Annotated in this window: 21 protein-coding genes; 5 read left to right on the top strand and 16 right to left on the bottom strand. The window is 71.5% G+C overall.

Annotation, left to right across the window (positions count from 1 at the left end):
- Nucleotides 1-62: 62 nt before the first annotated feature.
- Both groL and groES read right to left on the bottom strand, forming a co-directional pair.
- Entirely contained in the window at nt 63-1,688 is a 1,626-nt protein-coding gene (gene groL / locus OG381_RS28230) for a chaperonin GroEL (RefSeq protein ID WP_327718857.1), read from the bottom strand.
- Nucleotides 1,689-1,817: 129 nt separating this feature from the next.
- A complete protein-coding gene (gene groES / locus OG381_RS28225) occupies nt 1,818-2,126 on the bottom strand; it encodes a co-chaperone GroES (protein ID WP_003998759.1) in 309 nt (102 codons plus the stop codon).
- 345 nt (nt 2,127-2,471) lie between these two features.
- Between groES and OG381_RS28220 the strand changes: the two genes are divergently transcribed.
- A complete protein-coding gene (locus tag OG381_RS28220) occupies nt 2,472-2,597 on the top strand; it encodes a hypothetical protein (protein ID WP_327718856.1) in 126 nt (41 codons plus the stop codon).
- Nucleotides 2,598-2,610: 13 nt separating this feature from the next.
- Here OG381_RS28220 and OG381_RS28215 read toward each other — a convergent pair whose 3' ends face one another.
- Both OG381_RS28215 and OG381_RS28210 read right to left on the bottom strand, forming a co-directional pair.
- On the bottom strand, nt 2,611-3,333 hold the full coding sequence (locus tag OG381_RS28215) for a polysaccharide deacetylase family protein (protein ID WP_327718855.1): 723 nt from the start codon (nt 3,331-3,333) through the stop codon (nt 2,611-2,613).
- Nucleotides 3,330-4,256, bottom strand: a complete 927-nt coding sequence (locus tag OG381_RS28210) for a polysaccharide deacetylase family protein (protein WP_327718853.1) — start codon at nt 4,254-4,256, stop codon at nt 3,330-3,332. The genes OG381_RS28215 and OG381_RS28210 overlap by 4 nt, the downstream gene beginning before the upstream one ends.
- Before the next feature lie 90 nt (nt 4,257-4,346).
- Between OG381_RS28210 and OG381_RS28205 the strand changes: the two genes are divergently transcribed.
- Nucleotides 4,347-5,516, top strand: a complete 1,170-nt coding sequence (locus OG381_RS28205; RefSeq protein ID WP_327718852.1) for a class I SAM-dependent methyltransferase — start codon at nt 4,347-4,349, stop codon at nt 5,514-5,516.
- 28 nt (nt 5,517-5,544) lie between these two features.
- On the opposite strand, the gene OG381_RS28200 is transcribed toward OG381_RS28205, so the two are convergent.
- The 6 genes from OG381_RS28200 to OG381_RS28175 all read right to left on the bottom strand — a co-directional run bounded on the left by OG381_RS28200 (nt 5,545) and on the right by OG381_RS28175 (nt 12,494).
- The gene (locus OG381_RS28200) at nt 5,545-6,756 is read right to left on the bottom strand and encodes an RNA polymerase sigma factor (protein WP_327722572.1); all 1,212 of its coding nucleotides are present in this window, start codon (nt 6,754-6,756) and stop codon (nt 5,545-5,547) included.
- 125 nt (nt 6,757-6,881) lie between these two features.
- The gene (locus tag OG381_RS28195) at nt 6,882-7,238 is read right to left on the bottom strand and encodes a YciI family protein (protein ID WP_327718850.1); all 357 of its coding nucleotides are present in this window, start codon (nt 7,236-7,238) and stop codon (nt 6,882-6,884) included.
- 156 nt (nt 7,239-7,394) lie between these two features.
- Complete coding sequence (locus OG381_RS28190) at nt 7,395-8,789, bottom strand: FG-GAP-like repeat-containing protein (protein WP_327718849.1); 1,395 nt, start codon at nt 8,787-8,789, stop codon at nt 7,395-7,397.
- Between the two features lie 73 nt (nt 8,790-8,862).
- Nucleotides 8,863-9,906, bottom strand: a complete 1,044-nt coding sequence (locus OG381_RS28185; RefSeq protein WP_327718848.1) for an LCP family protein — start codon at nt 9,904-9,906, stop codon at nt 8,863-8,865.
- Between the two features lie 73 nt (nt 9,907-9,979).
- Complete coding sequence (locus tag OG381_RS28180; RefSeq protein ID WP_327718847.1) at nt 9,980-11,341, bottom strand: endo-1,4-beta-xylanase; 1,362 nt, start codon at nt 11,339-11,341, stop codon at nt 9,980-9,982.
- A gap of 82 nt (nt 11,342-11,423) precedes the next feature.
- A complete protein-coding gene (locus OG381_RS28175; RefSeq protein ID WP_327718846.1) occupies nt 11,424-12,494 on the bottom strand; it encodes a LacI family DNA-binding transcriptional regulator in 1,071 nt (356 codons plus the stop codon).
- A gap of 146 nt (nt 12,495-12,640) precedes the next feature.
- Here OG381_RS28175 and OG381_RS28170 point away from each other — a divergent pair, with 146 nt between their 5' ends.
- Nucleotides 12,641-14,944, top strand: coding sequence for a glycoside hydrolase family 3 N-terminal domain-containing protein (locus OG381_RS28170; RefSeq protein WP_327718845.1), 2,304 nt, complete (start codon nt 12,641-12,643; stop codon nt 14,942-14,944).
- A gap of 26 nt (nt 14,945-14,970) precedes the next feature.
- Nucleotides 14,971-15,492 carry a hypothetical protein gene (locus OG381_RS28165; RefSeq protein WP_327718844.1) on the top strand — a complete coding sequence of 174 codons (522 nt, stop codon included), beginning with the start codon at nt 14,971-14,973 and terminating at the stop codon, nt 15,490-15,492.
- Nucleotides 15,493-15,517: 25 nt separating this feature from the next.
- On the opposite strand, the gene OG381_RS28160 is transcribed toward OG381_RS28165, so the two are convergent.
- From OG381_RS28160 to tsaB, 4 genes are read right to left on the bottom strand one after another with little or no spacing between them, the layout of a single operon-like run.
- Nucleotides 15,518-15,775, bottom strand: coding sequence for a hypothetical protein (locus tag OG381_RS28160; RefSeq protein ID WP_327718843.1), 258 nt, complete (start codon nt 15,773-15,775; stop codon nt 15,518-15,520).
- A complete protein-coding gene (gene tsaD / locus OG381_RS28155; protein ID WP_327718842.1) occupies nt 15,772-16,857 on the bottom strand; it encodes a tRNA (adenosine(37)-N6)-threonylcarbamoyltransferase complex transferase subunit TsaD in 1,086 nt (361 codons plus the stop codon). Before tsaD ends, OG381_RS28160 begins: the two co-directional genes overlap by 4 nt.
- Nucleotides 16,850-17,347, bottom strand: coding sequence for a ribosomal protein S18-alanine N-acetyltransferase (gene rimI / locus OG381_RS28150; protein WP_327722570.1), 498 nt, complete (start codon nt 17,345-17,347; stop codon nt 16,850-16,852). Before rimI ends, tsaD begins: the two co-directional genes overlap by 8 nt.
- Nucleotides 17,348-17,364: 17 nt before the next feature.
- Nucleotides 17,365-18,021: a tRNA (adenosine(37)-N6)-threonylcarbamoyltransferase complex dimerization subunit type 1 TsaB gene (tsaB, locus tag OG381_RS28145; protein ID WP_327718841.1), complete on the bottom strand. Its 657-nt coding sequence runs from the start codon at nt 18,019-18,021 to the stop codon at nt 17,365-17,367.
- 108 nt (nt 18,022-18,129) lie between these two features.
- Here tsaB and OG381_RS28140 point away from each other — a divergent pair, with 108 nt between their 5' ends.
- Nucleotides 18,130-18,684 carry a hypothetical protein gene (locus OG381_RS28140; protein ID WP_327718840.1) on the top strand — a complete coding sequence of 185 codons (555 nt, stop codon included), beginning with the start codon at nt 18,130-18,132 and terminating at the stop codon, nt 18,682-18,684.
- 403 nt (nt 18,685-19,087) lie between these two features.
- Here OG381_RS28140 and tsaE read toward each other — a convergent pair whose 3' ends face one another.
- Together tsaE and OG381_RS28130 are read right to left on the bottom strand one after the other, a co-directional pair.
- Complete coding sequence (gene tsaE, locus OG381_RS28135) at nt 19,088-19,600, bottom strand: tRNA (adenosine(37)-N6)-threonylcarbamoyltransferase complex ATPase subunit type 1 TsaE (protein WP_327718839.1); 513 nt, start codon at nt 19,598-19,600, stop codon at nt 19,088-19,090.
- Nucleotides 19,566-20,801 (bottom strand): alpha/beta fold hydrolase, encoded by a 1,236-nt coding sequence (locus OG381_RS28130; protein ID WP_327718838.1) that lies wholly within the window; start codon nt 20,799-20,801, stop codon nt 19,566-19,568. Before OG381_RS28130 ends, tsaE begins: the two co-directional genes overlap by 35 nt.
- Nucleotides 20,802-20,821 lie beyond the last annotated feature (20 nt).

Below are 20,821 nucleotides of genomic sequence, written 5' to 3'. Positions count from 1 at the left end.
GGCGAAGACGAAGGCCCGGCACCCCAGGTGCCGGGCCTTCTAAGAGCTACGAGCTACTGAGCTCAGTGGGAGTGGCCGTGGCTGTGACCAGCGGCGGCCGGCTCCTCCTCTTCCTTCTTCTCGACGACCAGGGTCTCGGTCGTGAGCAGGAGGGAGGCGATGGAGGCGGCGTTCTCCAGGGCGGAGCGGGTGACCTTGACCGGGTCGATGACGCCGGCCTTGACCAGGTCGCCGTACTCGCCGGTGGCGGCGTTGAACCCCTGGCCCTTGTCGAGCTCGGCGACCTTGGAGGTGATGACGTAACCCTCCAGGCCGGCGTTCTCGGCGATCCAGCGCAGCGGCTCGACGACCGCGCGGCGCACGACGGCGACACCGGTGGCCTCGTCGCCGGTCTTGCCCAGACCGCCCTCGAGGACCTTCGCGGCGTGGACCAGAGCGGAGCCACCACCGGAGACGATGCCCTCCTCGACCGCGGCGCGGGTCGCGGAGATGGCGTCCTCCAGACGGTGCTTCTTCTCCTTCAGCTCCACCTCGGTGGCGGCGCCGACCTTGATCACGCACACGCCGCCGGCCAGCTTCGCGAGGCGCTCCTGGAGCTTCTCGCGGTCCCAGTCGGAGTCCGTGTTCTCGATCTCGGCCTTGATCTGGGCGACGCGGCCCGTGACGTCCGCGGAGTCACCGGCACCGTCGACGACCGTGGTGTCGTCCTTGGTGATCGTCACGCGGCGGGCGGAGCCCAGCACGTCCAGACCGGCCTGGTCGAGCTTGAGGCCGACCTCCTCGGAGATGACCGTGGCGCCGGTGAGGACCGCGAGGTCCTGCAGCATCGCCTTGCGGCGGTCGCCGAAGCCGGGGGCCTTGACCGCGACCGCGTTGAAGGTGCCGCGGATCTTGTTGACGACCAGGGTCGACAGGGCCTCGCCCTCGACGTCCTCGGCGATGATCAGCAGCGGCTTGGAGGAACCGCCCTGGATGACCTTCTCGAGGAGCGGCAGCAGGTCCTGGATCGAGGAGATCTTGCCCTGGTTGATCAGGATGTACGGGTCGTCGAGGACGGCCTCCATACGCTCCTGGTCCGTCACGAAGTACGGGGACAGGTAGCCCTTGTCGAAGGCCATGCCCTCGGTGAAGTCCAGCTCCAGACCGAAGGTGTTGGACTCCTCGACGGTGATGACACCGTCCTTGCCGACCTTGTCCATCGCCTCGGCGATGAGCTCGCCGACCTGCGTGTCCTGGGCGGACAGCGCGGCGACGGCGGCGATGTCCGCCTTGTCGTCGATCGGGCGGGCGGTCGCGAGGAGCTCCTCGGAGACCGCGGCGACGGCCGCGTCGATGCCCTTCTTGAGCAGCGCCGGGGAGGCACCCGCGGCGACGTTCTTCAGGCCCTCGCGGACGAGCGCCTGGGCCAGCACGGTGGCGGTGGTCGTACCGTCACCCGCGATGTCGTTGGTCTTGGTCGCCACCTCCTTCACCAGCTGGGCGCCGAGGTTCTCGTACGGGTCGTCGAGCTCGACCTCGCGGGCGATCGTGACACCGTCGTTGGTGATGGTGGGGGCGCCGAACTTCTTGTCGATGACGACGTTGCGGCCCTTGGGGCCGATCGTCACCTTGACCGTGTCGGCAAGCTTGTTGACGCCGCGCTCGAGGGCGCGACGGGCGTCCTCGTCGAACTTCAGGATCTTCGCCATGGGAGCGGTTCAGCCCTCTCGGAAAACGTGGGTGAAACGAACCGCGCCCCCGACGCCCGGCTGATTAATGGTCGCGGGGGCCAGGGGCGCAGCTCACATGCAATGTGCTTCGGTGAGGAAGCGGGTGAATTACTTCTCGATGATCGCGAGCACGTCGCGAGCCGAGAGGACGAGGTACTCCTCGCCGTTGTACTTCACCTCGGTGCCGCCGTACTTGCTGTACAGCACGATGTCGCCGGTCTTGACGTCGAGCGGCAGGCGCTCGCCGTTCTCGAAGCGGCCCGGGCCCACGGCCAGGACGACGCCCTCCTGGGGCTTCTCCTTGGCAGTGTCCGGAATGACCAGGCCAGAGGCGGTGGTCTGCTCGGCGTCGAGCGGCTGGACCACAATGCGGTCCTCGAGCGGCTTGATGGCAACCTTGGAGCTGGTGGTCGTCACGATCCGACCTCCCCCTTCGGAGATCTCACGGGGTTAACTGTCTGAGGTGGCGACCAGGTGGATCCGTCGTCGCGGGTGCCGGACCTGCCCGTCGCTATTGGCACTCTCCAGTGGGGAGTGCCAGACCCGAGACTATGACTGTGATTAGCACTCGGTCAAGCGGACTGCTAATTCACCGCGCGTGCCGAGCCGGTTCCGGGGCGCCGGGATACCCCGACTCTCTCGTGGCCGACGGCTGCGTACTCGCGATCCTCGTACCGGTGGAAGTCGCCTTCGGCCTCGTGTTCGTCGCGGTCCTGCTGCTGAACGGCCACCCGGGGGGGCGCGACGGCGTGGTCGGCCGGGATGGCGTCGGCGACTTCCGGGGCGGCTGTCTTCTTCTTCCGGGACGGATACCGGCTCACGGGCGTGGCACAGGCACTGGCCGCGGTCTTCTTCCTGATCCTCACGGTCAGCCTTTGGACGCTCTGACCCCGCACCGGACCTACAGGTAGTCCTCCAGCCGCCCCACCCTCAACCCGGCCCTGCGGATCTCCCCCAGCAGCCGCTGCGTGCGCTCCACCAGGGTCAGTCCCGTCGTCCCGATCGAGGCCACGGAGACGATGTCGCCGGGGAGCAGGCGGCGCTCCCCCGTCGGGTAGCTCAGCCGCTCGTCCCCCATGGACGCGCGCCACAGCACGACCGCCGCGACACCGCAGTCGGCGGCGGCGCGCAGGGTGGTCGTGTCGTACGTGCCGTAGGGCGGGCGGAAGAGGCGGGGGCGGATGCCGAAGCGGGACTTGAGTTTGTCCTGCTGGCCGCAGATCTCGGCGCGCTGCCCGGCGTACGGCAGACCGCGCAGGGCGGTGTGGTCGAGGGTGTGGTTCTGGATGGAGGCGCCCACCGACTGGAGGCGGGCGAAGTGCCCGTACCCGGGGCCGACGACGCTGTCGGTGAGGAACATGCTGACGGGCAGCCGCCGTTCACGGACCAGTTCGACGAAGCGCGGGTCCTTCTCGGCGCCGTCGTCGTAGGTCAGGAAGACGGTCCTGTCGGAGGTGGGGACCCGTCTCACGACGGCCGGCGGGCCCGTCCCGGACTCGGTCGCCCGCGCGCCGTACGAACCCGCCTTGCCCCACCGCTCGACGGGGTCGACCGACCGGGCGCAACCGGCGGCGAGCAGGACGAGCGCCACCAGGGCCGCCGCGGCCGGGCCACGCGAACTCACAGGTAGTCCTCGAGGCGGGCCACCGCGTACCCCTCGGCCGTGACCTTGTTCAGGAACCGCCGGATCATGTCGGGCATCGTGCCCTTCCACTCGCCCCGGCCGCGGAAGTGACTCAGCACGATGTCGCCCGGGCGGATCTTCCGGTCCCACTCGCGGTAGTCCCAGCGGTCGACGAAGACCTCCTCGTTCCAGATCGGCGCGTACTTCACCCCGCAGGACTTCGCGGCGCGCAGCGTGGCCTCGTTGTAGTTGCCGAAGGGCGGGCGGAAGAGGGTGGGACGCTTGCCGAAGCGCTTCTCGATGATGTCCTGCATGCCGCAGATCTCGTGCTTCTGGCGGGCGTAGGACAGTCCGGGCAGGTAGGGGTGGTGCAGCGTGTGGTTGTTCAGCCCGACCCCCCTGTCCTGCATGTCCTTGAAGTAGCCGTAGTCGCCCTTGACCAGGTAGTTGCTGAGGAAGGCGGTGTACGGGATCTTCAGTTCGCTCATCATCCGCAGGAAGGCCGGGTCCTTCTCGGCGCCGTCGTCGATCGTGAGGAAGACGATCTTCTCCGTGGTCGGGATCGTGGTGAAGACCGGCGGGAGACCCTTCTCCTCGTGGCCGTTCACCTCGAAACCCTTGCGGGTCGTGATCCTCGGCTTGTTCACCGGCGGCGCCGGGGGCGCCAGCGGGACTCCGGCCAGGCCCCAGCGCTTCGCGACCCTCGCCGCGGCGCGGAGCTTCGTGGCGTACGAGTCCAGGGCCCGGGCCGGAGCCCCCTTCAGGGGCTGCTGGCCGGGCGCCGGGCGCACCGGACGCACCTCGGCGCGCTCGGCCTGTGCGCAGCCCGAGGCGATGACGGCGACGGCGAGCAGGGCGATCCCGGTACGGGCCCGGAAAGCCCGAAGAGACCGACTTTTATCATTTTGTACTACTGATCCCATGGCGCGGGATCCTCGCAGGTCACCGCCCTGCTCCCGGGCCGACACCGCCGCCGGAGGCGGACCGTCCACCGACTGGCCCACAATGTCCCGGTGAACGACCTCGCCCCCCTTCTGACCCCCGAGGGCCGCGCCCTCCTCGACTCGGTGCGCGACACCGCCCCCGCCGACGAACTCGCCGTCGCCACCCGGCTGCGCCGCGAGCACCCCGCGGAACTGGTGTCGGCCGCGCTCGGCCAGGCCCGGCTGCGGCAGCGGGCGGCGGTGAAGTTCGGGGCCGAGGACGCGGGGCGGATGTTCTTCACGCCGAACGGGGTCGAGCAGTCGACGCGGGCGAGCGTGGCGACGTATCGCGCCCAGCGGCTGAAGGAGTTGGGCGTCACCTCCGTCGCCGACCTGTGCAGCGGGATCGGCGGTGACGCGATCGCGCTCGCCCGGGCCGGGATCCGGGTGCTCGCCGTGGACCACGACCCGCTCACCGCCGCCGCGGCGCGGGCCAACGCCGACGCGCTGGGGCTCGCCCACCTGATCGAGGTGCGGGAGGCGGATGTCACCGACATCGACACCGCCCCGTACGACGCCGTGTTCGTCGACCCGGCCCGGCGTTCCTCCGGGCGCGGCCGGATCTTCGACCCCGAGGCCTACTCTCCGCCCCTGTCCTGGGCGATCGACACCGCGCTCAAGGCGCCCCACGGCGCGCTGAAGATCGCTCCCGGCATCCCGCACGAGACCGTCCCCGCCGAGGCCGAGGCCGAGTGGATCTCCGACGGCGGGGACGTCAAGGAGGCGGTGTTGTGGTTCGGTACCGCGCCGGGGGCCGTACGGGCGACCCTGCTGCCGGGTCCGCGCACCCTCCTCGGGCGGGGGCTCCCGAACCCCGAGGTGCGGCCGCTCGGACGGTATCTGTACGAGCCCGACGGCGCCGTCATCCGCGCCCACCTGGTCGCCGAGGTCGCCGAGGACCTGGAGGGCGGGCTGATCGACGAGACCATCGCCTACATCACCGCCGACGAGCTGCGTGCGACCCCGTACGCGACCGCGTACGAGATCACCGACCAACTCCCCTTCGGCGTGAAGAAGTTGAAGGCGCTACTGCGGGAGCGCGAGGTCGGGATCCTGACCGTGAAGAAGCGCGGGTCGGCCGTGGAGCCGGAGGAGCTGCGCAGGAAGGTGCTTCCGAAGCCGTACGGGGCCAGGTCGGCGACGGTGTTCCTGACCCGGGTCGCGGGCGCGCCGACGATACTGGTCGGCGCCCCGGCGTGACCGGCCGGCGGGAGGCCGTTGTCCCCGGTCACGGTGTGGGCAGTGCCCTCAGCCGCGCCGTCAGCAGTTCCCGCTCCCGTGCGTTGCGCGCCAGGCCCGTCGCCCGCTCGAACTCCGTCCTCGCCTCCGCCGTACGCCCGAGGCGGGCCAGCAGGTCGCCGCGGACGCTCGGGAGCAAGTGGTAGTCGCGCAGGGCGGGTTCGCCGATGAGGGCGTCGACGATCTCCAGGGCCGGTGCCGGGCCCTGGGCCCTCGACACGGCGACCGCGCGGTTGAGCTCGACGACCGGGGACGGGGCGCGGACGGCGAGCAGCCCGTACAGGGTCGCGATGCTCGCCCAGTCGGTCTCCTCGTAGGTGTAGGCGTGGGCGTGACAGGCGGCGATCGCGGCCTGGAGGGCGTAGGGGCCGGGGGCGCCCGTGCGGGTGGCGTCGGCGCGGGCGAGGGCGTTGATGCCGCGGGCGATGAGCATGCGGTTCCAGCGGCGGCGGTTCTGGTCCTCCAGGAGGACCGGCTCGCCGGAGGGGCCGGTGCGGGCGGCGGTGCGGGACGCCTGGAACTCCAGGAGCGAGACCAGCGCGTGGACCTCCGCTTCCTTCGGCATCAGCCCGGCCAGGACGCGGGCCAGGCGCAGGGCGTCCTCGCACAGTCCGGGGCGTACCCAGTCGTCGCCCGCGGTGGCGGCGTAACCCTCGTTGAAGACGAGGTAGATGACGTCGAGGACGTCTCCCAGGCGGGCCTCGCGCTCGGCGCCGTAGGGCACCTCGAAGGCGACGTTCTTCGTCGCGAGGGTGCGTTTGGCCCGGACGATGCGCTGGGCGATCGTCGGCTCCGGGACGAGGAACGCGCGGGCGATCTCGGCCGTGGTGAGGCCGCCGAGCAGCCGCAGGGTCAGGGCGACACGGGCCTCGGCGGAGAGCACCGGGTGGCAGGTGGTGAAGACCAGGCGGAGCAGGTCGTCGTCGATGTCCTCGGGGTCGGCCGGCTCCTCGGGCGGGAGCGTCGTCTCCAGCGAGCGGCCGATCTCCTGGAGCTTGCGGGCGTAGTTCTCGCGGCGCCGGACCAGGTCGACGGCGCGGCGCCGGGCGGCGGTCATGAGCCAGGCGCCCGGATTGCCGGGGACACCGTCGCGCGGCCACTGCTCAAGGGCCGCGACGAGGGCGTCCTGGGCCAGTTCCTCGGCGATGCCGACGTCCCGGACGATACGGGTGACACCGGCGATGATGCGGGGGGACTCCATGCGGAACACCGTCTCGACGGTGCCGCGGGGGTCGCTGGAGGACTGTGGGCTCACAGTCCCCCATGCAACACCCCTCCTCGCGTACGGCCAAGGACACCCGCTCGGCCCGCGGTTCAGCCCTGCCCTCAGCCCTCGGCGATCTCCCGCACCTCGCAGGTCACCGTCCAGTGCGGCTCGTGCACCTGGAGGAACCGCTTGGTCCACTCGACGGCCTCGGCCTTGTCCTTGCACTGCACGATGGCGTACCCCCCGACGACCTCCTTGGACTCGGTGAACGGCCCGTCGGTGACGGACGCCTGACCACCGCTCCAGTGCACCCGGGTGCCCTGCGCCGAGGGCGTGAGCCCGGCGGTGTCCAGCAGCACCCCGGCCTTGGTCATCTCCTCGATCAGCTCCCCCATGCGCTGCATCAGCTCGTCGCTGGGGCCCTCTGCGGGGGCGGTGGACTCGTCGATCTGCACGAGCGACAGGTATCGCGGCATGTTGGCTCCTCGGTTCGGGGGGCCGGATCTTTCCGGCCTCTCAACCATGCGTCGATCGGGAGACACCCGGATCGACAGGCTCGCGAGATTTCTTCGAAGAATTTTTCGCGTCCTACGTCTGTGCAGGTCACGGGCGTACTTCCCGGGACGTTCGCCCTAGCCGAGCTCCGCCCCGAAGGCCGCCTTCGCGTACGGCGCCCCCACCGTCCGCCCGCCGAACACGAACGCGGCGTCGGTCACGACACCGGTCGGCCGCCCCCGCAGGGACCACACCGAGCCCGCCCCGGAGTTCTCGTGGGGCGCGGCGGCCGCGAGGTCGGCACAGCCGTTGCCGTTGGTGTCGAGCAGGCGTACGGCACCGCCGAAGCCGTCGCCCGCCTCCACGGCGCCGGGGACACCGGCCGTGTCCTGGGTGAAGCCCTGGGCGCCCTTGCCGGTCAGGCCGGTGTCGCTGCCGTACAGGACGTCCACGGTGCCCGCGCCGTCGTCGTACCCCAGTTCCTCGCCGGGCGCGCCGACGGCCACGTCGTCGAAGCCGTCGCCGTTGACGTCGCCGACGGACACCGCGCCGCCGAAGTAGTCCACGTCCTCCCACGCACCGGGTACTCCGGGCGTGTCCTGGCTGTACGTCGTGCCGCTACCCACCCCGTCGGCCGAGCCGAGGCCCACGACGATCCTCGACTCCTCCGCGAGACCCCGGACGAGGTCGTCGTAGCCGTCGCCGTTGACGTCACCGAAGGCGACGCCGCCGGTTCCGCCGCTTCCGGCGGGCGCGGTGGCGGAGATGAAGGCGGCCCCGGAGGCGTTCGCAAGGTAGAAGACCGAACCGAAGCCGCCGTCGCCGGTGTAGACGGTCAGCGCGAGGTCGTCGCGGCCGTCGCCGTTCACGTCCCCGACCGCGCCGTCCCACACGTCGTGGTAGCGCAGGTCGTCGGGGCCGAAGGCCCTCGTGGCGGCCGGCTTCCCGGCGCGGGAGAGCGGGCCGGTCCAGACCGTGGGGGTGGTGCCGTAGGGGTCGTCGCCCTGCGCGCGGCCACCCTTGAACAGGGTCAGGTCCGTGCGCCCGTCGCCGTCGAAGTCCCCTGCCTGCGCGCTGGTCGCGGGGACGGACGTACCGCCGGACAGGCCGCTCTTCCCGCCCCAGACGACCACCGCGTCCTTCGTCGTGGACGCGTGTCCGACGACCAGGTCCGTGCGCCCGTCGCCGTCGAGGTCGCCCCTGGACAGCTGGACACCGAACTGCTCGCCCTTGGCCGGGCCGCCCGGGATCCCGCTCGTGGCGCGGCTGATGACGGTCCGCCGGTCCTTGGTCAGCCCGTGCGGGCCGCCGTACAGGACGACGACGTACCCCGCCCGCTCCTGCCCGCCCACCGTGGCTCTCGGAGCGCCGACGGCGAGGTCCTGGTAGCCGTCGCCGTCGAAGTCGTCCTGGACGGGGGCGGGAACGGCGGCCTCGGCGCGGTCCGTCAGACCGGACGGCAGCACACCGAGCGCGAGCACACCGGCCACGACCGGAACGGCCCGAGGGAGCAACGTACGCAGGGAGAACACAGGGAGAGCCTCTCGTCACGGCGACACCGTCACCGCACAAGACCCCCCGGCAGGCGGGGAAGTTGTACGCCGCTCAGCGCAGCGACTTCCACAGCTCGCTCGCCTCGGGCTCGTCCGCCACCACCCGGTTGGCGTCCGACGGGGCCCGCACGACCGGCATTGTCACCGTCTTCACCCGGTCCGCCGACAGACCCTTGAGGCTCTGCCCCAGGCTCATCAGCTCACTCAGGGAGTCGAGCCCGGTGTCGGTGGTGAGGCTGCCGGTGACCGCGTCGGCGACCTCGTAGAGCTGGGTGGGGCTGGTGAGCAGGTCGGTCGAGGAGATCTGCTCCAGGAGCGCCTTCACCAGCTTCTGCTGGAGGCCTATCCGGCCGAGGTCGCTGCCGTCGCCTATGCCGTGCCGGGTGCGGGCGAGCGCGAGGGCCTGCTTGCCGTCGAGGTGGTGGGTGCCCGCCTTCAGCGTCAGATGGCTGCTGGAGTCGTCGATGTCCTCGTCCGTCGTCACGGTCACGCCTCCGAGGGCGTTCACCAGCTTCGCGAAGCCCGAGAAGTCGATCTCGATGTAGTGGTCCATGCGGACGTCCGTGATCGACTCGACGGTCTTGACCGCGCAGACGGGACCGCCGACGGAGTACGCGCTGTTGAACATCGCGCTGTAGGCCGCCGCCGTGGAGCCCCCGTCGTCCAGGGGGCACGACGGGCGGGTGACGAGCGTGTCGCGCGGGATGCTGACCACCGTCGCCCCGGTGCGGCCGGCGTCGATGTGCACGACCATCGCCGTGTCGGACCGGGCCCCTGAGCTGTCACCGCCGCCGAGTTCCTGGTTCTCCTTGCCGCTGCGCGAGTCGGAGCCGAGGACGAGGATGTTCAGGGCCTCGGAGGGCAGCGGGGCGGCGGAAGCGGACGCCGACGGCGAAGGGGTCGTCACCGCCTTCGCCGGACGGTCGTCGCCGAGCGCGTTGTCGATGTCGACGCTCTTGATGTTGCCGTTGAGGTGCCAGTACAGCCAGCCACCGGTCGCGGCGCCCAGCACCAGCACACCCGCGAGAGTGAGGCCGGCGGCCTTCAGCACACGCGACCGCCGGCCCACTCGTCCGTCTTCGTCGTCTCCGCTCACGGGGAGGAACGTAAGTCCGAATTATTACGAGGAGCGCGTCCGGGCCGCCTTTCTTCGGAAAATCTCACCTTTCTCAGCCCAGCGTCACGGTCGGCACCGGGTTGCTCCCGCTCCATGACCCGTTGAACCCGAAGGTCACCGAGCCGCCGTCCGGCACGGTCCCGTTGTAGGAGGCGTTGGCGCAGCTGACCGCCGCGCCGGACTGCGTGCAGGTCGCGTTCCAGGCCTGCGTGATCTGCTGGCCCGCCCCGTAGGTCCACGTCACCTTCCAGGACGACAGCGCGGCACCCGAGCAGGCGATCCGCACCTGGCCGGTGAACCCGGTGTTCCACTGGCTGGCCACGCTGTAGGCCGCGGTGCAGGCCCCCGTCGGGGGCGTGGTCGTGCCGCCGAGCGCCTCCGCGATGGCGTGGTACGCCGGTTTCGGCGCGTAGTTCTCGTCGTACGGCGTGGCCGCGCCCTGTCCCGGGAAGGTGCTCGGGATCCAGGAGTCGGAGTCGGTGAAGCCCCAGACGGTGACGCCGGTGCAGCGGGCCACGGCCACGCAGGCGTTCATGACGGCCTTGTAGTCGGCGGCCTGCTGGGTGAGCTTGGCGCTGTCGGAGGGCAGCGTCATCCGGATGTCCAGCTCGGTGATGGCCACGTCGACGCCGAGGTCGGCGAAGCGCTGGATGTTCTGCTGGAGCGTGGACGGCACCTGGCCGAGGATGAGGTGGGCCTGAAGGCCGACCCCGTCGATCGGGACGCCCTGCTCCTTCAGCGACTTGACCAGGTTGTAGAGGGCGGTGCTCTTCGCGTTGACGCCCTCGACGTTGTAGTCGTTGATGTAGAGCTTGGCGGCCGGGTCGGCGGCGCGGGCGGCGGTGAGGGCCTGGGCGATGTAGCCGGTGCCGAGGCCGTTGTACCAGAGGGTCTGGCGGTAGGTGCCGTCCTCGTTGAAGGGCTCGTTGACGACGTCCCAGGCCGCGAGCCGCCCCTTGTACCGGCCGACCTCGGTGGCGATGTGGTCGTTCAGCAGCGTGCTCAGCTGGGCCGGGGTCCAGGTGCCGTTGGTCAGCCAGTCCGGGTTCTGGCTGTGCCAGACCAGGGTGTGGCCGCGCACCTCCTGGTCGTGGGCCTCGGCGAAGGCGACGATCTGGTCCGCCTCGGTCCAGTTGAAGGTCCCCCGGGTCGGCTCGACCGAGCCCCACTTCATGGCGTTGCCGGGGGTCAGCCAGTTGAACTGAGCCCCGGCGAGGTCGCCGTAGGTCCCGGTCAGCTTGGAGCCGGTGACCGCCGTACCCATGGCCTTTCCCTTGGCGGCCGCGAGGTCGCGCAGCGGGGTGTCGGCGGCGTGCGCGGTGGTCGTGCCGGCGGTCACCAGGGTGCCGACGGCGGCCGCTCCGGCCAGCAGAGCGGCGAGTCGTACACGGAGCGAAGTTCTGGAGGATCTCACTGCGGGTGCCTCCGAAAGTTTCGGTCGTGCAGCCGATTGACTTCGGAGGAGTGTGGGGGTGACGGCCCCACCCGTCAATACGTCAACTTCCGGCCAACGGCGGCCCGGCGGTGCTGCTGCGCACCACCAGACTCGTCGCCAGCTCCACCCGCGTGGCCGCCGGAGTCCCCTCCTCACGTGCCAGATCGAGCACCAGCTTGGCCGCCGCCTCGGCCATCTCGGTGAGCGGCTGCCGTACGGTCGTCAGCGGCGGCCCCACCCAGGGCGCGACGGGCAGATCGTCGAAGCCGACCACGCTCAGGTCCTCCGGGATCCTCAGTCCCAGCTCGCGCGCGGCCTCGTACAGCCCGAGCGCCTGGAGGTCGTTCCCGGCGAAGACGGCGGTCGGCCGGTCCGGACGGCGCAGCAGCTCCAGACCCAGCCGGTAGCCGGCCTCGTGATGGAAGTCACCGTTCTTGATGAGCTCGGGGTCGACCGGCAGTCCGGCGGTCTCCAGGGCGGCCCGGTAGCCGTCGATGCGGGCGCGGCTGCACATCATCCGGGAGGGTCCGCTGATCGCGCCGATCCGGGTGTGCCCGAGGTCGACGAGATGCCGGGTGGCGGCGAGCCCGCCCTGCCAGTTGGTGGCGCCGATGGAGGGCACGTCGGCACCGGGGTCGCCGGCCGGGTCCATGACGACGAACGGGATCGCCCGGCTGGTGAGCAGGGCGCGCTGGGACTCGTCGAGCCCGGACAGCACGAGGATCACGCCGTGCGGGCGCCGGGCGGCGACCTGGTCGGCCCAGGTCCGCCCGGGCGTGAGCCGCCCCGCGCTCTCGCTGAGCACCACGCTCAGCCCGGCGTCCCGGGCGACGTTCTCCACGCCCCGGATGACCTCCATCGCCCACGCGCTCTCCAGTTCGTGGAAGACCAGGTCGATCAGGGGCGAACGGCTCGCCTCGGCCCGGCGGCGCCGGTAGCCGTGGGCGCGCAGCAGTTCCTCCACGCGGGTGCGGGTCGCCGGGGCGACGTCGGCGCGGCCGTTCAGCACCTTCGAAACAGTCGGCGCCGAGACGCCGGCCTCGCGGGCGATCTCGGCGAGCGTCGCGGTCTGCGACGAGCGGCCGGTTGCTGGGGCTGTCGCCCGGGATTCAGCGGGCTCCGGGGGTGTCATGGCGGCGATCGTATCCCTGCACGACCTCTTGACGAACCCTTCCGACCCGCCTAGGTTCCCAAAACATTCGGCACGCATATCGAAACATTCGTTAGGCGCATTCGATTAGGGACATTCGTGAGGGCCTTCACCCTGACAGGAGTTTCATGACCACCGCCCCCTGGCGTGACCGCGCCCTGCCCGCCGCAGCTCGCGTCGACGACCTCCTCTCCCGGATGACCCTTCAGGAGAAGACCGCCCAGCTGTACGGCGTCTGGGTGGGCGCCAGCGCGGACGGCGAGGGAGTCGCGCCGCTGCAGCGAGAGATGACGGCCGACTACGACTGGGACGAGCTGATCACCCATGGTCTCGGCCAGCTGACCCGCCCCTTCGGCACCGCCCCCGTGGACCCGGCGCTGGGCGCGCAGGCACTGGCCCGCGCCCAGCGCCGTATCGCGGCGGCGGGCCGCTTCGGCATCCCGGCACTCGCCCACGAGGAGTGCCTGGCCGGTTTCACGGCCTGGCAGGCCACCGCGTATCCGGTCCCGCTCGCCTGGGGTGCGAGCTTCGACCCGCCGCTCGTCGAGGAGATGGCCCGGGGCATCGGCCGGGACCTGCGCGCGGTCGGCGTCCACCAGGGCCTCGCCCCGGTCCTGGACGTCGTCCGCGACCCGCGCTGGGGACGGGTCGAGGAGACCGTCGGCGAGGACCCGTACCTCGTCGGCACGATCGGCGCCGCCTACGTCCGGGGTCTGGAGTCGGCCGGGATCGTCGCCACCCTCAAGCACTTCGCCGGGTACGCGTCCTCGGCGGGCGCCCGCAACCAGGCACCGGTACGGGCCGGCGTCCGCGAGCTCGCGGACGTGACCCTGCCGCCGTTCCAGATGGCGCTGCGCGAGGGCGGGGCGCGCTCGGTGATGGCGGCGTACAACGAGACGGACGGCGTCCCGGCCTCGGCGGACCCGGGCCTGCTGACCGGACTCCTGCGCGAGGAATGGGGCTTCACCGGCACGGTCGTCGCCGACTACTTCGGCATCGGCTTTCTCCAGAGCCAGCACCGGGTCGCCGGCTCGGAGGCGGAGGCCGCCCACGCGGCGCTCGCGGCCGGCCTCGACGTCGAACTGCCCACCCTGAAGTGCTACGGAAAACCGCTCCTGGACGCCGTACAGGCGGGCGAGGTCCCCGAGGAGCTCATCGACCGGGCGGTCCGCCGGGTCCTGCTCCAGAAGTGCGAGCTGGGCCTCCTGGACGAGGACTGGAGCCCCGAGCCGACCGGCCGGATCAATCTCGACTCGGCGGCGAACCGCGCCCTGGCCCGCCGCCTCGCCGAGGAGTCGGTGGTCCTGCTGGACAACCCGGACGGTGTCCTCCCGCTGTCCCCGGACACGAGGATCGCGGTGGTGGGCCCGAGGGCGGCCGACGCCCTGGCGATGCTCGGCTGCTACTCCTTCCCGTCCCATGTCCTGACCCAGCACCCGGACATCCCGATGGGCATCGAGATCCCGACCGTCCTGGAGGCCCTGCGCGCCGAACTCCCCGACGCCAAGGTGACGTTCGCGGAGGGCTGCGACACCTCGGACCCCGACCGGTCCGGCTTCACGGAGGCGGTGGCGCGGACGTCCGAGGCGGACGTGTGCGTGGCGGTCCTGGGCGACCGGGCGGGCCTGTTCGGCCGGGGCACATCGGGCGAGGGCTGCGATGTGACGGACCTCCGGCTGCCCGGCGTACAGAGCGAACTGCTGGACACCCTGGTCGCCACCGGCGTGCCCGTCGTCCTGGTGCTGCTGACCGGCCGGCCGTACGCGCTCGGCCGCTGGAACGGGCAACTGGCCGCCGCGGTGCAGGCGTTCTTCCCCGGCGAGGAGGGCGGTCCGGCGGTCGCGGGAGTGCTGTCGGGCCGCGTCAACCCCTCGGGCCGCCTCCCGGTGAGCGTCCCGCAGGTGCCGGGCGGCCAGCCCTGGACCTACCTCCAGCCGCCGCTGGGGCTCGCGGGCGAGGTCAGCAATCTGGACCCGACCCCGCTGTACGCGTTCGGGCACGGCAGGTCGTACACGTCGTTCGCCTGGGAATCCGATGCCGCCGACACGGAGATCGGCACGGACGGCACCTACGACATGACCGTGACCGTCCGCAACACCGGCGACCGCGAGGGCTCCGAGGTCGTCCAGCTGTATCTGCACGACCCGGTGGCCTCGGTGACCCGGCCCGACGTCCGGCTGATCGGCTACCAGCGCGTGCGGCTGGCCCCGGGAGCGGCGGCCCGGGTCTCCTTCCGCTTCCACACCGACCTGTCCTCCTTCACAGATCGTTCACTCCGCAGGGTCGTCGAACCGGGCATCCTGGAGCTGCGGTTGGCGGCATCCAGTACGGACGTACGGCACACGGCCCGGCTGAACCTCACGGGGCCGGTACGGGTGCTGGGCCCGGACCGTGTGCTGCGCTGCGAGACGGAGGTGTCGGGACCGGCCTGACCCTCCGCGCCTGGGGGAGGCTCGCCATGGACAGGTACGTCCACCATGAACTGCGGTCCGTGTACACCGCGTTGGCCGCTCTCGCCGTCAGTCTGGCGGTGACGGGCGGCGTGCGCGGTGCGCCGATGACGGCCTACGGGGCGGGAAGGTTCGCCCTCGGCATGATCGCGTTCACGGTGGTGTTCACGCTGCTCGGCGCGACCCGGCTCAAGTGGCTCGGCGAGATACGGGACTTCGAGGCCGCGGTCCCCCTGGAAGGGGCCCCGGCGGAGGTCGTCTCCCTGCGCCGCCACCCCCTCAACTGGTGGCTCTTCACGGTGATGGCGGTCTCCACGCCCGTCTTCGCCGTCGCCTGGGAACCGTGGATCGCCCTGCTCCCCCTGTGGCCGGCCCTCTCCTGGCTGGGCCAGGCCTGGCTGGCCGCCGACTGGGAGCGCAGGAACGGCAGGGTGCTGTGGCGGGGATACGACACCGACGCACCGTGGAAGCTGTCGTACTCCCCCGGCGGATCCCGCCGCGAGGCCCCCGCGGGGACCGCGTCGGCCTAGGACCCGCTGCCCGTACCGGCGTCCGTCAGTCCGAGTCCACCGACTCGAACCGCCACCGGTGCACGGCCCGGCCCGCCAACTCCGGGCCCGGCTCGGGAAGTTCCGGCAGTTCGGCGTCGAGTCCCGCGTCCCACCACGTGATGACGAGCACCCGGTCCTGCGGTGCCCGGAAGGTCTCCCGCCGCAGCGGCGCGCGGGGCAGCTCCTGCGCCCGCGCCCAGGCGAGCAGTTCCCCGCCCCGCCCGTCGACCGCCCGGGCCTCCCACATCAGCGCGACCGTCACGAGTAGAGGTTCTCCTTGCTGACCTCGTGCACATGGTCGTGGCCGGGGACATGCGGGTCCGTCACCGGCAGCGAGGAGTCCGCCGACAGGTCCCAGCTGGAGGCGGGCCGGTTCCGGGCGACCATCTCCGCACCCAGCGCGGCCACCATCGCCCCGTTGTCCGTGCACAGCTTCGGGCGCGGCACCCGCAGCCGGATCCCGGCCGCCTCGCACCGCTCCTGGGCCAGCACCCGCAGCCGGGAGTTGGCGGCGACACCGCCGCCGATCATCAGATGGTCGACGCCCTCGTCCTTGCAGGCACGGACGGCCTTGCGGGTCAGCACGTCCACGACCGCCTCCTGGAAGGACGCCGCCACGTCCCGCACCGGCACCTCCTCACCGGCGGCCCGCCTGGCCTCGATCCAGCGGGCCACGGCGGTCTTCAGACCGGAGAAGGAGAAGTCGTACGCCGGGTCACGCGGCCCGGTCAGCCCGCGCGGGAAGGCGATCGCGCTCGGGTCGCCCTCCTTCGCGTACCGGTCGATGACCGGACCGCCGGGGAAGCCGAGGTTCAGCACGCGCGCGATCTTGTCGAAGGCCTCGCCCGCCGCGTCGTCGATGGTCGCGCCCATGGGCCGCACATCGGAGGTGATGTCGCTCGACAGCAGCAGGGAGGAATGGCCCCCGGACACCAGCAGCGCCATCGTCGGCTCGGGCAGCGCCCCGTGCTCCAGCTGGTCCACGCAGATGTGGGAGGCGAGGTGGTTGACGCCGTACAGCGGCTTGCCGAGCGCGTAGGCGTACGCCTTCGCCGCCGACACGCCGACCAGCAGCGCGCCCGCCAGCCCGGGACCGGCGGTCACCGCGATGCCGTCCAGGTCCTTCGCCGTGACGCCGGCTTCCTTCAGCGCGCGCTCGATGGTCGGCACCATCGCCTCCAGGTGAGCGCGCGAGGCGACCTCGGGCACGACCCCGCCGAAACGGGCGTGCTCGTCGACGCTGGAGGCGATCGCGTCCGCGAGCAGGGTGGTGCCGCGGACGATGCCGACGCCGGTCTCGTCGCAGGAGGTCTCGATGCCGAGGACGAGAGGTTCGTCAGTCATTGTTCTCGGTTCCTTGTTCGGAGGTGGAACCCGCGGCGGAGCCGCCCTTGGATTCCGTGGTCAGTCGCATGACCAGGGCGTCGACGTTGCCGGGCTGGTAGTAGCCGCGCCGGAAGCCGATCGCCTCGAAGCCGTACCGCTCGTAGAGCTTCTGCGCGCGCACGTTGTCGATCCGGCACTCCAGCATCACTTCGGCGCACTCGAAGGCGGTGGCCGCGCGCAGGAGTTCGGTCAGCAGCCGCCCGCCGAGTCCGGTGCCCCAGTGGTCGCGGGCGACGGCGATGGTCTGCACGTCGGCGAGGTCACCGGACGCGGCGATCCCGGCGTACCCGACGAGCCGTCCACCGTCCTCGGCGACGACGAAGCGCCGGGTCGCCGAAGCCCCGCGCGCATGGGCCAGCTCGGACCAGAACATGCCCCGCGACCAGGCGTCCTCGGGAAAGAGGTCCTTCTCCAGCACCAGGACGGGATCGATGTCCCACCAGCGCATCTCGCGCAGCACGGCGGTCACTTGGGGGTGACCACCTTGTAGTTCTTCGGCACCTGGGCGTCGGGCCGGCGCAGATACAGCGGCCGCGGGGCGGGGAGTTCCGCACCGGCGGCGAGTCTCTCGGCCGCGAGCGCGGCGAGCGCGGCGGCGGAGACGTGCTCCGGCTCACGCGCGATCGGGAAGGTGTCCGGGTAGAGCAGCGCCCCCGCCCCGACCGCGGGCAACCCCGCGACCTGCTCGGCGATCTCGGCGGGCCGGTCGACGGCCGGGTCGGTCAGCCGCGTACGGGAGTCGGCGTAGCGCGCCCAGTAGACCTCCTTGCGCCGCGCGTCGGTCGCCACGACGAAGGGGCCCTCGTCGATGTCGGCGGCGTAGGCGAGCCCGTCGAGCGTGCACACACCGTGCACGGGGACGCCGAGCGCGAGTCCGAAGGTGTCGGCGGTCATCAGTCCGACGCGCAGTCCGGTGTAGGGGCCGGGCCCGATGCCTACGACGATGCCGGTGACGGCGTCGAGTTTCAGCCCGGCCTCGGCGAGGACACGGTCGACGGCCGGCAGCAGCAGCTCGCCGTGCCGGCGCGCGTCCACCTGACTCGAAGAGGTGACGACGTCCGTACCGTCATGCAGCGCGACGGTCACGGCGGGGGTGGCGGTATCCAGAGCGAGCAAGAGCACGCAAACAGCCTACGGCTCCCGCGCCGCGCGTATCGCCGCCCCGTTCACGGGCGCCCCGACTGCTAACGTCGCCGAGGATCACGCCGTACGACAACGAGGTGGACGACCGTGTCAAGCACCAGCGCCGGGATTGTGACCGGGCTCACCACGGCGGCCCTGGTCACGGTGGGTGTCCTGGCCTACCAGGCCTCGGCGAGCGTCCCGGTCGCACTCGGCGCCTCGCACCGCGGCGGTGAGCCCGCGGCCGCCGCCTCGAAGGCGCCCCGCGACACCGGACACCCCACCGCCCTGCCCGCCGACTCCGGCAAGGGTGAACGGGTCGTGTACTCGGTGGACGACGACCGGGTCTGGCTGGTCCGCAAGGACGACAGGGTCCAGCGCACCTTCAAGGTCACCCCGGGCACGGTCGACCCGGTCCCGGGCTCCTACTCCGTCACGTCCCGCTCGAACTCGGTCACCGGCACCGACGGCATCCCCATCGAGCACGTGGTCCGCTTCACCAGCGTCGACAACGTCACGATCGGCTTCAGCGCGGCAGTGGACGGCTCGACACCGGACAACGACCCCACCGCGAAAACGGGCGGCATCCGCGAGTCCCGCAAGGACGGCAACGCAATGTGGGACTTCGCAACGATCGGCCAACGGGTCGTAGTAATCCGCTGAGCGACGGCGCCCCTCTAGGGGCGCGGGGAACGGCGCGAGAAGCCCCACCGGCCCGCAGACAAACGAAGAACCTCAAGCCGCCTTACGCTGCTCCGCCGCCCGCGGCCGTACCGCTTCCCGGTCAGGCACCCGCGGCGGCGTCGAGATCACCTGCGCCGCAGCACAGGCCGCCAGCAAGTCCCGCATGGGAACCCGCACCGCGGACACCACACGCGGCGCCGCCTCGTCTCGTTCCGTGGCCGCCATGGACGCCTCCTGAGCAGCGGGGGCGGACGTAGTTAGGTAGACCTAACTACGAACTGGGTACCATGTCACCACGCACACGACCGCAAATGCAATAACTTGCCGACGTCTTGTCGGAATATTCATCCACCGATGCTCGAGCGGGGCAGCGCGCGCAGGATCAGGCGGTCAGCGCACCGAGGTCGACGGCCGCCCAGCGCTCCCCGAGCCCGGTCAGCGTCACGTGCCGCACCTCGTCGGTGGTGTCCCCGACGGCACGGTGGATCCACACCTGGAGCCGGTCGTCGGTGAGCTCCTCGACCTTGCCCTCGCCCCACTCCACGACGATCACCGAGTCGGACAGCGAGACATCGAGATCGAGGTCCTCCATCTCGTCGAGCCCGCCGCCCAGGCGGTACGCGTCGACGTGGACGAGCGGCGGACCGCCACCGAGAGAGGGGTGCACCCGGGCGATCACGAAGGTCGGGGACGTGACGGCTCCCCGCACGCCCAGCCCCTCCCCAAGCCCCCGGGTCAGCGTCGTCTTGCCCGCCCCGAGCTCGCCGCTGAGCATCACGAGATCCCCGGCGCGCAGCAGCTTGGCCAGCTTCAGGCCCAGCTCACGCATCTGCTCGGGGGAGGTGACGGTCAGTTCGGTCTCAACCGGGTTGTGCGGTGCTGCTGGTGCTTCCATAGCCACCCACGGTAGCTCCTGCCGGCACGGCACCCGCGCGGGTGAGGAGGTCCGCGATGCGGTCGGTGACCACTTCCGGGTGTTCCAGCATCACCAGGTGCCCGGCGTCCGGCACGAGCACCAGTTCGGCGTCCGGCAGCAGCCCGGCGATGGCCTCGCTGTGCTCGCTGGGCGTGACGAGGTCCCCGATCCCGGCCAGCACGAGCACCGGGAGGTCCATGAAGTGGGCGAGCGCCTCGGTCTTGTCGTGGTCGGTGAACGCCGGATAGAACTCGGCGACCACGTCGATCGGCGTCCCCTCGATCATCCGCTCGGCGAACCGGGCGACGGCCGGGTCCACGTCCCGGCTCGCGAACGAGTACCGCTTGATGATCCCCGCGAACAGGTCGGCGGTGGCCTGCCGCCCCTTCTCCACCAGGTCGGCCCGCTGCCCCAGCGCCTTCAGCACCCCGGGCAGGACCCGTCGTACGGCATTCACTCCCGCGACGGGCAGCCCGAAGTTGACCTCGCCGAGCCGCCCCGACGACGTGCCGACGAGGGCGACGGCGACCACCCGCTCACGGATGAGTTCGGGAAACGCGTCGGCGAGCGCCATGACGGTCATCCCGCCCATGGAGTGCCCCACGAGCACGATCGGCCCCTCGGGCGCGGCGGCGTCGATGACGGCCTTCAGATCGCGCCCCAGCTCGTCGATGCTGACCGGCACGTCGTCCTGCACCTGCTGCACCCCGCGCCCGGACCGGCCGTGGCTGCGCTGGTCCCAGTGGACGGTCCGCACGACCCCGCGCAGTGCGGCCCGCTGGAAGTGCCAGGAGTCCTGGCTGAGGCAGTAGCCGTGGCTGAAGACGACGGTGACGGGCAGCGGGGCCTTGCGTCCGAAGAGCCGGCGCCGGCGCGGGGCGGACCCGCCCTCCGGCTCCACGTCGTCGACCTCGTAGTACAGCTCGGTGCCGTCGTCGGCGTACGCCTTGCCGGGCATGCCGCGCAGCGAGCCGTAGGGCCCGGCGGAGTCGAGCGCGAGCCGCGCCTTCTTCCGCATGCCGCGCCCGACGGTCATCCGCTCGAGGGCGACACCGGCCGCCGCTCCCGCCGCGACCACGCCTATCGCGGCACCCGCGATCCCGGTCGCCCTGCGCCAGCTCCCGGCCGCCCCCGTGGCGGAGACCACGGCTACGACAGCCTCCGCGCTGCTCTCGCTCACGTACCGCTCCTCTTCGCCGG

Origin of the sequence: Streptomyces sp. NBC_00490 (genome assembly GCF_036013645.1) — a bacterium.
In the GTDB taxonomy this organism is placed as follows: domain Bacteria; phylum Actinomycetota; class Actinomycetes; order Streptomycetales; family Streptomycetaceae; genus Streptomyces; species Streptomyces canus_F.
The sequence above is the reverse complement of the archived record's forward strand: the minus strand, read 5'-3'. Positions and strand labels throughout refer to the sequence as shown.

Coding starts and splice junctions, on each gene's coding strand:
- groL (WP_327718857.1), bottom strand. CDS start 1,688: ATGGCGAAGATCCTGAAGTTCGACGAGGACGCCCGTCGCGCCCTCGAG.
- OG381_RS28220 (WP_327718856.1), top strand. CDS start 2,472: ATGGCGTCGGCGACTTCCGGGGCGGCTGTCTTCTTCTTCCGGGACGGA.
- OG381_RS28210 (WP_327718853.1), bottom strand. CDS start 4,256: ATGGGATCAGTAGTACAAAATGATAAAAGTCGGTCTCTTCGGGCTTTC.
- OG381_RS28200 (WP_327722572.1), bottom strand. CDS start 6,756: ATGGAGTCCCCCCGCATCATCGCCGGTGTCACCCGTATCGTCCGGGAC.
- OG381_RS28195 (WP_327718850.1), bottom strand. CDS start 7,238: ATGCCGCGATACCTGTCGCTCGTGCAGATCGACGAGTCCACCGCCCCC.
- OG381_RS28175 (WP_327718846.1), bottom strand. CDS start 12,494: ATGACACCCCCGGAGCCCGCTGAATCCCGGGCGACAGCCCCAGCAACC.
- OG381_RS28170 (WP_327718845.1), top strand. CDS start 12,641: ATGACCACCGCCCCCTGGCGTGACCGCGCCCTGCCCGCCGCAGCTCGC.
- OG381_RS28165 (WP_327718844.1), top strand. CDS start 14,971: ATGGACAGGTACGTCCACCATGAACTGCGGTCCGTGTACACCGCGTTG.
- tsaD (WP_327718842.1), bottom strand. CDS start 16,857: ATGACTGACGAACCTCTCGTCCTCGGCATCGAGACCTCCTGCGACGAG.
- rimI (WP_327722570.1), bottom strand. CDS start 17,347: ATGCGCTGGTGGGACATCGATCCCGTCCTGGTGCTGGAGAAGGACCTC.
- tsaE (WP_327718839.1), bottom strand. CDS start 19,600: ATGGAAGCACCAGCAGCACCGCACAACCCGGTTGAGACCGAACTGACC.